A 12,515-nucleotide genomic window follows, 5' to 3' on the forward strand; every position below is an offset into this window, starting at 1 on the left:
GGCTATATGCACATCCGTCATTTGTTGGACCTGCTGTTGTTACTATTGGCTCACCTACACCACAGTTGTCTGTTGCTTCAAACATTGGTGGTACCAATTCAGCATTACAGCCTAAATCACCTGATTCAGAACTATCGGGATTCAAAGAAATCACAGGTGCTTCATCATCAAAAGTCCATGTGTATGTTACACTACAAGCTTCAAAATCATATGATGTATTACCACATGGATCTGTAGCTTTAAAGATATATGTTACACTTCTCTCACATCCTTCATCATCAAGTATTGTTTCATCAACAAAAACAACTGAATTATCAGCTGCTCCAAAACAATTATCATCTACAGTTATAAAATCTATTAAACTTTCTCCGCTTGGTATAGATTCAGGGTTACAACCTAGATCACCTCCTGGAATTGCACTACAATTAACCTTGGGAGGCAGATTGTCTTCTGTCCATGTATATGTGATAGAGACTGGGGTTGCGGTGTAACCACAATTCTTTACTAAATATGCCGTCCACGTTTGAGAAAAACTACAATCAAATCCACCAGCATTTTGTGGTCCGTTTGTAGTAACAAAAATATCGCATTTGACATCTGTATCAAATTCAGGCGGAACCACAATAGGGTTACATCCTAAATTAGAATCAACTGCATTTGTTGTAATAACAGCTTGTTGCTGTTCATCTCCAAGTATAGTTCTTTGACTAAAACCTTGAAAAGATAGAAACAAAAAAACCATTAACGTTAACAACAGTTTATAACTGCTATTAGAATGAATGGTTTTTTTATCCCAAAAAGAACATAGTGTTTTTAGAGAGCTCCAACAATTGGTAACTCTCAATTTTGAGGTAAAAGTGTACATTAACATAACATTTTAGTTTGATTAATAATGCGTTAACATAACACAGTTGTTGTAATACAACAATTACTTTCAAGATGAGCAACATCTTAAAAATAACAAGTTATTCTTATGAAGTAAAATTGAGGCACTTAAATGCTATTAACCAATTAAATGCTAAAATTGTAGGAAGAATAAATTTAGAAAAAATATTCTGATAACGAATATAAATAATTCACATACCCGTTTCAAAGTAAATTAGATAATCGACATTTTTATTAGATAATGTGTAATCTAATTAGTACAATTCAGTATTATCAATTGTTAAATTTTGAAGAAAATTCAATGAGTTCTCTAAATCAATATAAAGCTCCCTGTCATTTGATACAAAAGCAACTTCATTTCTATACACAGCTAGAAAAGATTCAATAAAGTCAGAAGATTTTATCGGACTTCTAAAAGCAATAGCTTGAGCAGCATTAAATAATTCAATTGACAATATGCGTTCAATATTATTAATTAAGTCGTAAGCTTGAGTTGCAGCATTGGCTCCCATACTAACATGATCTTCTTGACCATTACTTGAAACAATACTATCGACACTTGCAGGCGAAGCTAGTTGTTTATTGGCGCTTACAATACTAGCTGCTGTATATTGAGGAATCATAAACCCTGAATTCAATCCTGGATTATCAACCAAGAATGTTGGCAATTTCCTTAAACCAGAAACCAATTGAAAAATACGTCTTTCTGAAATATTCCCTAATTCAGCCATAGCAATTTTAAGATAATCTAAAGCTAATGCTAAAGGTTGTCCATGAAAATTCCCTCCAGAAATAATCTCATCATCCTGACTAAAGATATTAGGATTATCAGTTACAGAATTTATTTCTGTTGTAATTGTTTTATTTACAAACTCTAGAGTATCCTTTGTTGCTCCATGAACTTGAGGCATACATCTAAAGGAGTAAGGATCTTGAACATGCTCTTTTTCTTGCTTAATTAATTCACTCCCATCAAGAAATTCTCTAACTCGCTCTGCTGTTTTGAGTTGACCTGAATGAGGTCTAACCAAATGTACTAGTTCATTGAAAGGCTCTATTCTACCATCAAAAGCGTCTAGTGAAATACTACCTATTAAATCTGCTAAATAAGATAGTTTATATGATTTTATCAATAAACAAGTACCATAAGCACTCATAAATTGTGTTCCGTTAAGTAAAGCCAAACCTTCTTTTGATTGTAATTTAATTGGACTCCAATTAAACAACTTAAGAATATCTTTAGATTCACAAAATTCATCATGATATAAAACGGTTCCTTTACCTAAAAGTGGTAGTGCCAAATGAGCTAGAGGTGCTAAATCACCTGAAGCTCCTAAAGAACCTTGGGTATATACAACTGGTAAAATATTATTATTATAAAATGCTATCAACCTTTCAACAGTTTCCAATTGCACACCACTATGCCCATAACTTAACGATTGAATTTTTAAAAGCAACATAACTTTTACAATATCACTTGTTACATGCTCTCCCATCCCACAAGCATGAGACATAACTAAATTTTCTTGAAGTTTTGTAAGGTTTTCTTTGGTGATTTTAATGTTATAGAGGGAGCCGAAACCAGTATTAATACCATAAATGGGCTTATCTTGACCTCTCAACTTTTCATTTAGATATTCTCTACAAGTATTTATTTTTTGGATGACTTCCTCGGAAAGGGCAAGTTTTTTGTCTTCAGAAATGATATCTGATATTTTCTCAATACTTAAAGTTTCTGATGATATGTAGTGAAATGAATCCATATTAATATTTTATCGGTTTCAAAATTCCACATTCATTGTTTATTATGCAAACAAATATCAATAATTAAATAAGATTTTCATTTAAAATTATATTTTTGATAAATTAAACAAATAAACCCATGAAAAGAACTTTAATATTACTATGCGCATTATCAATTTTTGCGTGTGAAAAAAAAGAAGAAGCTCCTAAAGATTATGTGACTTTTTCAGGTAAAATCACCAATCCTAATAGTGACTCTATAGTTTTGAGAACCAGAGATTACTCAAAGACTATTAAAGTTAACGATGATGGTACTTTTAGCGACACTCTTAAAGTTGAAACTGGCATCTATAATTTTTATGATGGCGCGGAATCCACTTCTGTTTTTCTTAAAAATGGCTATGAAATTGATATGACGTTAGACGCAAAAATGTTTGATGAAACAGCAAAATATACTGGAAAAGGATCAGAACATAGTAATTTTTTAGCGACAAAGGCCTTAAAGGAAGAGAAGTTACTTGACTTTGAGGAGTTAAGCACTATTGAAGACATGCAAACTTTAGAAGAAAGGTTAGCTAATATAAAAACTCAATTGAGCGAATTTTATTCATCAAATAAGGACATTGATACTTCAATAACTAATAGTGCTAATAAAACGTTAGAACCTATGCTCGACTCCTACAAAAGATATATTGGTCAAGCTATAGCTCTCAAAAAAGAATTACCTAAAGGTGCAGAGTCTCCGACGTTTGAAAACTATGAAAATTATGACGGCACAAAAACATCATTAGAAGATTTAAAAGGTAAATATGTTTACATTGATGTTTGGGCAACCTGGTGCGGACCATGCAAAGCTGAAATACCTGCTTTAAAGGCTATTGAAGAAGAATACCATGATAAGAACATTCAATTTGTAAGTATGTCTATTGATGATGACAGAACTCATGGAGGATCTTGGGACCAAGCACGTGAAGACTGGAAGGCCATGGTTAAAGATAAAGAATTAGGTGGAATCCAAATTTTTGCTCCAAAAGGATGGCAATCTGAATTTGTTCAGAATTATAAAATAAATGGTATTCCGCGTTTTATTCTTATAGATCCTGATGGTAACGTTGTGACACCTGATGCTCCAAGACCATCAAGTGAAAAATTGAAAGAACTGTTTACGGAATTAAATATATAATCTCATAAATTTTCAAAACAAAAAAGCCACATTATTGTGGCTTTTTTTGCTCTTTATCATTACTTTCTTCTTCAATAGGCTCTTGATTTTCTGGCAGTTTAAAAAGATCAATATAAGCTTCGCCTAAAGCATCAATAACATCAGAAGCTATAAGGCTTTGATACCCTAAATCTTCAACAGCAATATCTGCAGCTTTACCATGCAAATAAACGCCGAAAACCGATGACGCTAAAGGATCATACCCCTGCGCTATAAGTCCAGTAATTATTCCAGTTAAAACATCACCTGTTCCTCCAGTTGCCAATCCAGGGTTTCCAGTAGTATTGACATACAATTTTTCACCCATTACAACAATTGTTTTTGCACCCTTTAATACTACTATCAGCTTATTTTTTTTGGAAAAGGCTTTGGTTTTAGCAAGTTTATCAAAATCATCTTTCCATGTTCCTATTAATCTCTCTAACTCTTTAGGATGAGGAGTTAAAACGGTGTTTTCAGGTAACAACTTAATTAGCTCTTTGTTTTTAGATAGACCATTAAGTCCATCGGCATCGATAACTAAAGGAGATTCATTTTCTTTAAGAAATTTTTCTAAAGCATCTAGTGTTTGTTCATTAGTTCCCAAACCCACACCAATACCTATAGCACTAGGCTTAAAATCTACTGTGATGTTTGATACAAAAGACTCTTCATTATCCGTTATAACCATAGCTTCTGGAAAACTTGTTTGCAATGGTACATACCCACATTTGGGCACAAAAGCAGTAATCAAACCTGCACCTGAAGTTAAAGCAGCTCTACTGGCTAATGTAACTGCACCTATTTTACCATAACTTCCTCCAATTATTAACGCATGACCGTAGTTTCCTTTATGTGAAAATTTTTCTCGAGGCTTATAAATTGGTAAAACCTCTTGTTTTCCAATCAACTCTACTTCAGTTGGTGTTGTCATTAAATACTCTCTATCTATACCAATATCTAACACTTCCCACTGTATTGTGTATTTACCTGTAGCTGGCAAAAAGAAAACCAGTTTTGGAGCTTGAAAACTTAACGTATAACCAGCCCAAACAACTTGATTTTCATTTTCAGGCACTCTATCAGTTATTAAACCTGATGGTATATCTATAGATAATGTAAACGCTTTCGACTGTCTAAAATGTTGAAACAACTTAACAACCCAATCTGCAGGAGGACGATTTAATCCAATACCAAAAACAGCATCAATAATAATATCTTGAGCCTCAATTGCTGGAAATTCGTCATCAGATCCTAAAAGCGTAGGCCACTTTTTTGTGGTTTCCTTTATACGTTCATAATTTATCAAGAAATCTTTGGAGCGCTTATCACTATAATTTACCACATAAGTATGCACGCTATAGCCATGTGTAATTAAATGACGTGCCACAACCAAGCCATCTCCACCATTATTTCCTATACCACAAAACACGTGAATAGGTACTTGAGCACCTTGCATACGCATGTGAATCCAATTAAAAATTTGCGTACCTGCTCGTTCCATTAGTTCAGTAGAAGTAATGTTTTGACGTTCAGCAGTTAACTTATCGCCTTCATATATTTGTTCTTTTGAAAAAATCTTCATGTGATTGTTTTATATTTTTAACAATTTATCGAATAAAAAAGCCCTTCAATCCAAAAAAAGGGGATTAATTTTTTTATTACAGTAAAAATAATACTTTTGATAGGTATAGACATAAAAAATGCAACTTTCAAACCAAATACACATCAATTTTTCAGCCGTTTCTTCTACGAAGGGTTCTATAATTACAGTTGCTTTTTTTACGACCCTTTGGGGTTAAATCTATATAAAACTCCGTAATTAATTTATCCTTTTTTTCCCTTACTAACATATTCAATTTATCAACTGATTTATTATGAATGTATTAAAATTTGGCGGCACATCTGTAGGCTCCGTAGAAAATATAAAACAAGTTATTGGTATTTTAGAAAACTATTCCAAAACTGAACCGTTAATTTGCGTGGTTTCAGCAGTTGGTGGCATAACTAATAAGCTTCTAAAAGCAGGAGAACTTGCTCAAAACAAAAATGAATCTTATCTATCTGAATTTAAAGATATTAAGTCTATTCATTTAAATATATTGTCTGAATTAATTTCATCTCAGGACACGACTTCAAAAGAGTATTTAGAAACCAAATTACAAGCCCTAAAAAGCCTTTTAGATGGTATTTATTTAATCAATGAATTATCTCCAAAAACAACTGACAAACTTTTGAGTTTTGGCGAGCTTTTATCCTCATATATAATCACAGAAGCACTAAAAGAACGTGGCAACAGTGTTATGAGAAAAAATAGCCAAGAACTCATTGTCACTGATTCCAATTTTACCAAAGCTGAAGTTAATTTTAATCTTACAAATACTAACATCTTATCATATTTTGCAGATGCTAAACAATCTATTACCATTCTTCCTGGTTTTATCTCGAAATCAGAAGGTGGCGAACAAACCACTTTAGGTCGTGGTGGCTCTGATTTCACAGCTGCGATTATTGCTGCTGCATTACGAGTTAATCGATTGGAAATATGGACTGATGTTAGTGGTATGTACACGGCAAATCCGAAATTGGTAAAACAAGCTTATCCTATAAAAAACTTGTCCTACCAAGAAGCTATGGAATTATCTCATTTTGGCGCTAAAGTACTTTATCCTCCAACTGTACAGCCGGTTTTGGATTACAATATTCCAATCCATATAAAAAATACTATGGTACCAGAAGCTTCTGGAACTATAATTTCCAATGATTACACCAATGGCAAAACAACCGTAGCGAGAGGTATCAGCCATATAGATAACATGTCCCTACTCACCCTTCAAGGCAATGGCATGGTGGGCATCCCAGGATTCTCAAAAAGACTTTTTGAAACACTAGCCCAAGAGAAAATTAATGTGATTTTAATCACTCAAGCGTCTTCAGAGCATTCCATTTGCTTTGGAATTGCAAATGTTGATACCATAAAAGCTGAAAAAGCTATAAATGCAACTTTTGAGAATGAAATTTCACTTCATAAAATTGATCCCATAATAATTGAGCATGATTTGGCTGTTATAGCACTAGTTGGTGACAATATGAAAAATCATCAAGGTATTAGTGGACGTTTATTTAGCGCTTTAGGTAAGAATAATATCAATATTCGAGCTATTGCCCAAGGTGCCTCCGAAAAAAATATTTCGACAGTAATTGCTCAAAAGGATGTAAAAAAGGCACTAAACACTATACATGAACGGTTTTTTGAAGAACAGAATAAGCAACTTAATGTGTTTATTACTGGAGTTGGTAACGTTGGTGAACGGTTAATAGAACAAATTAAGCAGCAGAAAAAATACTTAAAAGAACACCTCAAAATCAACTTACGCGTCATTGGACTCTCCAACTCACGTAAAATGATATTTGATGATTCCGGATTATCATTAAAAACCTGGAACGTTGATCTTGATAATGGTGAATCAGCGTCGTTAGAGGCATTTTTTGAACATGTAAAGACTTTCAACTTACGAAATAGTATTTTTGTTGATGTTACGGCCAATGAATCTGTTGCCAAAATGTACACTAATTACTTAAAAGAAAGCATTGCTGTTGTTGCATGTAACAAAATAGCCTGTTCTAGTGATATGGAAAACTATAATAATTTAAAACTTTTATCACGAAAATATAACGCACCTTTCTTATTTGAAACTAATGTTGGTGCAGGTTTACCCATAATTGACACCTTAAATAACTTAATAGCTTCAGGTGATGAAGTCACGTCTATACAAGCTGTTCTTTCGGGCAGTTTGAATTTTGTTTTTAATAATTTTAATGACAAAACAAAATTTCATGACGTGGTAAAGCAAGCCCAATTAGAAGGCTATACAGAACCTGATCCCAGAATTGATTTATCTGGTGTTGATGTGGCCCGAAAAATTCTTATTTTGGCAAGAGAAAGTGGCACAGACATGAATTTAGATGACATAGAGAATAAATCCTTTTTAACTAAAGCTAATTTAGAAAGTGATTCTGTAGATAAATTTTATCAAACTTTAATTGATGATGAAGCACATTTTCAAAAACTTTATGCCTCTGCACAATCCAAAGATTGCCAGCTAAAATATGTTGCCGAATTCAATAATGGGAAGGCACAAGTGGGCTTGAAAGAAATTCCGCAAGGTCATCCATTCTATAATTTAGAAGGAAAAGATAACATTGTCATGTTCTATACCCAACGCTATCCAGAACAACCTATGATAATTAAAGGTGCTGGTGCAGGAGCCGATGTTACCGCTTCAGGCTTGTTTGCTGATATAATCCGAATTGGAACCAACTAAATTATGGACAGAATAAAGATTTTTTCGCCAGCTACTGTTGCAAATATCTCTTGCGGATTTGATGCATTGGGCCTGGCGCTGGAAGGCATCGGCGATGAAATGGTATTCACCAAACGAAATGACAATCAACTCATCATCACTAAAATTGAAGGCGCTAACCTACCCTATAACATTAATGAAAATTTAGTAGGAACCGTTATTAAAGCTATGCTTAATGACCAGAATATGCAGCTGGGTTTAGATATTGAAATTTATAAAGGATTTAAACCTGGAAGCGGATTAGGTTCTAGTGCTGCCAGTGCAGCTGGCACTGCTTTCGCTATTAATGAACTATTAGGTAAACCATTTACAAAAACAGAATTAGTACAATTTGCCATGCTAGGTGAAGAAGCCGCTTGTGGCTCTCCAATTGCCGATAACGTGTCCGCTGCTTTGTTTGGCGGTTTTGTTTTAATTAGAAGTTTAAATCCTGTGGAAGTTATTAGCTTACCAGTTCCCGATAATTTGTTTATATCCGCTTTACATCCACAAATAGAAATCAAAACAGAAGATGCTCGAAACGTATTACCTCAAGAAATCCCTTTAAAAGATGCCATAACACAATGGTCTAATGTAGGAGGTCTTGTCAGTGGCTTATATACAAACGATTACAAATTAATTGGTCGATCACTACAAGATGTTATTGTAGAACCTTATCGCAAAAAATTAATTCCTCATTTTGATTCTGTAAAACGTGCTGCTTTAAATACTGGCGCCTTGGGTGCAGGTATTTCTGGTGCTGGACCAACCATCTTTGCCTTATCAAAGGGCATGGAAACAGCCAAAGCCGTTGAAGAATCTATGCGCAAAGTTTATTCGCATACCGAAATTGAATTTTATACTTTTACATCTGAAATCAGTGTTGATGGCGTCAAAACAATTACTTAAATGAACTTTTACTCATTAAACAATAAATCCAATAAAGCTACATTTAAGGAAGCCGTAATAAAAGGAATCGCTCCTGACAAAGGTTTATACTTTCCAGAAAGCATCACACCCTTACCAAAATCGTTTTTTGAAAATATTGATAATCTTTCATATTCCGAAATAGCTTTTGAAGCTATCAAACAATTTGTTGAGCCAGACATTCCAGAATCAATATTGCAACAAATTATTGATGAAACGCTGTCGTTTGAGTTTCCTATTGTAACCATAAATGACCATATATCAACTTTGGAATTGTTTCATGGTCCAACCATGGCGTTTAAAGATGTTGGTGCCCGCTTTATGGCTCGCTGTCTTGGGTATTTCAATCAAAATAATGAAAATGAAGTGACTGTGTTAGTAGCCACTTCTGGAGATACTGGAGGAGCTGTTGCTAATGGGTTTTTGGGTGTTCCTGGCGTTAATGTGGTTATCCTCTATCCTAGTGGTAAAGTGAGCGACATTCAGGAAAAACAATTAACTACTTTAGGACAAAATATTACGGCATTGGAAGTTGATGGTGTTTTTGATGATTGCCAAGACATGGTCAAGCAAGCCTTTTTAGATACTGACATTACAAATCACATGCAATTGACCTCGGCCAACTCCATTAACGTGGCTAGATGGCTACCGCAACTGTTCTATTTTATGTTTGCTTACAAACAATTGCACAACCAGTATGACAATATCGTGTTTTCAGTACCAAGCGGGAATTTTGGAAACATTTGCGCAGGTATGATGGCACAGCAATTAGGCTTACCTATCAATCATTTTATTGCCTCAAATAATGAAAACAATGTCGTTTCAAGTTATTTAAATTCACAAGAATATATGCCCAAACCATCTGTTCAGACTATTAGTAATGCTATGGATGTTGGAAACCCGAGTAATTTTATAAGGATTCAAGAAATCTATAATCATGATTTTGATACGCTGAAAAAGAATCTTTCAGGATTTAGTTTTACCGATGCTGAAACACGCGAAGCTATGAAAGAACTGTATAATAAATATAACTATATTGCCGATCCGCATGGTGCAGTTGGGTATTTAGGAAGCAAGGCCTATTTAAAACAAAACCCTAGTGCCCATTGTGTGTTTTTGGAAACGGCTCACCCCACTAAATTTTTAGATGTGGTTGAGGAAACCATCAATACAACTGTTGCATTGCCCAAACAAATTCAAGCGGTTATGAACCGAGAAAAGAAAGCCAGCAAAATCGGTTCATACCAAGAATTAAAAAACTACCTACTTATGTCGTAAACCAATCAAAGTAAATCTATGTGTAATTTGATGAAATTCGTCAGTTTGAGTGTCACGCTATGAGCGTGATGTATCGAAAACAAGAATTTCATCTTTAAATAGAGTTCTCGATACAATTTTTCGTTCCTCAAAATCACTCGAACTGACAGATTTATATATTTTTACTTTCAAAATACACATCAAATAGAAATAAGTAAACGCTATTATCTTATGACCACCATTTTAACTGCCACACCAATAGATGCAAAACAACTTGCAGAACTTGGTAAAACTACTTTTTTAGAATCTCACGGCCACAGTGCTTCTAAAAAAGATATTACGAATTACGTAAAATCAAAATTTTCAATATCTGAATTTGAGCGCGAACTCAAGCAAGCTAAAAACCATTACCATATTTTGTATCACAACGAAACACCAATTGGTTATTCTAAATTGGTATTGAATGTTACTGGTAAAAACATTCCTAATAAAACCACCACCAAATTAGAACGACTTTATGTTTTGCAAGAATATCATCATTTAAAGTTAGGCTTAGAACTCTTTAATTTTTGTGTGACCTTCTCAAAAAACCATGACCAAACAGGTATGTGGCTCTACACTTGGGTTGAAAACCATAAGGCTATAGCATTTTATAAAAAAGCTGGGTTTGAAATTGTAGGAAGCTATGATTTTAAAATTTCTGACACCCATTATAATCCCAACCATCAAATGCTTTTGGATTACTAATTACTCTTGTTTTTACATAAAAAAAACAACGAAACTGGATTCCTGCATGCCTATTGGCAGGCAATCTTATAGATCATAAGCAAACACAACAAAAAGTTCTCATATCCCGAAAATGACACCCAAAAAAACTATATTTATACTGATATAACAAGTTGTAACCAATTTGAGAAACCGAATGGCAATTAACCAATTTATAACATACATACTGCCGAAAAAGGCGATTGAAATGAAATTTGGAGAAATACCAAATCAATTGGAAATTAAACATTCTGAATGGGAAAAGTTTTGGGAAAAATATACTGAAACTGACAACGATGATTTAGAGCCTGAATTTGAAGATGCAAGAACAACAAATTGGTGGAAAGAGATAGAAGTTAATATAGCGGAATTAGAAAAACAAATTGACAAAATAATTACTCGTGCAAGTTGGACTGACGATACAATTTGGAAAAGTGAAAAAGCGGAATTTGACCACGATGTTAGTCTTGGTTTAAATAAAACTAATGAATTTATCGATGAATTTATGTTTCGGACTGACTTAACAGATACTACTCTGAATTTCCTTAATTCAATGCTTGATATTTGTAAAGAAAATGATTGGATTTTAATGGACAGAAACGGAAATTTATGCAAACCGAATATTTTGGATTTAGCACAATTAATAAAAGGTTCAGATGCTGACCGATTTTTAAGAAATCCGAGCAATTTTTTTGACGAATTGAGTAATGAAAAATAAAAACTGGTTACAACACCGTATATAAAAAATTGCTGGTTTGGCTAAACCAAAGTTAGTTGCTCGTTTGCTTGTATCTGATTTTCCTTCGGAAAATCGTCGCACACAAACACGCAACTTTCCATATACATAAACGTTACCCTACATTTGACCATACAACAATGAGAAGGAAAAGACTACAACATAATGCTGATATTTTTTGTGATATGTTCGCCGGTTGCAAAATAGTGAATGATATGAAATCTTTGGTTGAATTGAAAAATGGAATTATTGAATTTGATTTCCTAAATAGAACTCAAAAACTCAACAATGCTGAATCGAAAACTGACTTTAATATGTTTCACGAAATTTCGGAATGGTTCGCTGAAGATTTAAAAAAGCACAATATCGAAAAGGAATTAATTAAAGAAGCTAAAGTAAAGGCGGAATTTAAAGTTGAATTTACTACAAGAAAAAAGAAATCTCGAACGAAAGGAATTACTGAACTATATCTGAATTTAAACTCTTGGATATTAACAGACGAAAAAGAATATAAATCGGAAAAGGAACAGACACAAGAATTTCACCATATTGTACGGAAAGAAAAAAACGTCGGGTAACAAAGTACTGCGGTAAAAAGCATTAATTTTTCACTAAAGTACTTCTATAAGTTTCATCATATACTAGTCCTGATATAGCA

General features: G+C 33.7%; 10 protein-coding genes. 7 read left to right on the forward strand and 3 right to left on the reverse strand.

The genetic code is table 11. From position 1 onward, the window contains the following. Together HGK31_RS13920 and hutH are read right to left on the reverse strand one after the other, a co-directional pair. On the reverse strand, positions 1–742 hold a 742-nt coding region (locus HGK31_RS13920; protein ID WP_191860879.1), incomplete at its 3' end, for a hypothetical protein. A 397-nt stretch (positions 743–1,139) separates the two neighbouring features. Continuing rightward, entirely contained in the window at positions 1,140–2,648 is a 1,509-nt protein-coding gene (hutH, locus tag HGK31_RS13925) for a histidine ammonia-lyase (RefSeq protein ID WP_191860882.1), read from the reverse strand. Between the two features lie 119 nt (positions 2,649–2,767). On the opposite strand from hutH, the gene HGK31_RS13930 reads away from it, so the two are divergent. Beyond that, entirely contained in the window at positions 2,768–3,811 is a 1,044-nt protein-coding gene (locus HGK31_RS13930) for a TlpA family protein disulfide reductase (RefSeq protein ID WP_191860884.1), read from the forward strand. Between the two features lie 31 nt (positions 3,812–3,842). Here HGK31_RS13930 and HGK31_RS13935 read toward each other — a convergent pair whose 3' ends face one another. Then, positions 3,843–5,414, reverse strand: a complete 1,572-nt coding sequence (locus HGK31_RS13935) for an NAD(P)H-hydrate dehydratase (RefSeq protein WP_191860886.1) — start codon at positions 5,412–5,414, stop codon at positions 3,843–3,845. A 292-nt stretch (positions 5,415–5,706) separates the two neighbouring features. On the opposite strand from HGK31_RS13935, the gene thrA reads away from it, so the two are divergent. The 6 genes from thrA to HGK31_RS13965 all read left to right on the forward strand — a co-directional run bounded on the left by thrA (position 5,707) and on the right by HGK31_RS13965 (position 12,435). Continuing rightward, complete coding sequence (thrA, locus tag HGK31_RS13940) at positions 5,707–8,154, forward strand: bifunctional aspartate kinase/homoserine dehydrogenase I (protein ID WP_191860888.1); 2,448 nt, start codon at positions 5,707–5,709, stop codon at positions 8,152–8,154. A gap of 3 nt (positions 8,155–8,157) precedes the next feature. Then, positions 8,158–9,081, forward strand: a complete 924-nt coding sequence (locus HGK31_RS13945; protein ID WP_191860890.1) for a homoserine kinase — start codon at positions 8,158–8,160, stop codon at positions 9,079–9,081. Continuing rightward, the gene (gene thrC, locus HGK31_RS13950; protein WP_191860892.1) at positions 9,082–10,377 is read left to right on the forward strand and encodes a threonine synthase; all 1,296 of its coding nucleotides are present in this window, start codon (positions 9,082–9,084) and stop codon (positions 10,375–10,377) included. Between the two features lie 210 nt (positions 10,378–10,587). Then, complete coding sequence (locus HGK31_RS13955) at positions 10,588–11,103, forward strand: GNAT family N-acetyltransferase (RefSeq protein ID WP_191860894.1); 516 nt, start codon at positions 10,588–10,590, stop codon at positions 11,101–11,103. 226 nt (positions 11,104–11,329) lie between these two features. After that, complete coding sequence (locus HGK31_RS13960) at positions 11,330–11,839, forward strand: hypothetical protein (RefSeq protein WP_191860896.1); 510 nt, start codon at positions 11,330–11,332, stop codon at positions 11,837–11,839. Between the two features lie 158 nt (positions 11,840–11,997). After that, entirely contained in the window at positions 11,998–12,435 is a 438-nt protein-coding gene (locus tag HGK31_RS13965; protein ID WP_191860898.1) for a hypothetical protein, read from the forward strand. Positions 12,436–12,515 lie beyond the last annotated feature (80 nt).

It is taken from the genome of Hanstruepera ponticola (genome assembly GCF_012931685.1).
Lineage (GTDB): Bacteria > Bacteroidota > Bacteroidia > Flavobacteriales > Flavobacteriaceae > Hanstruepera > Hanstruepera ponticola.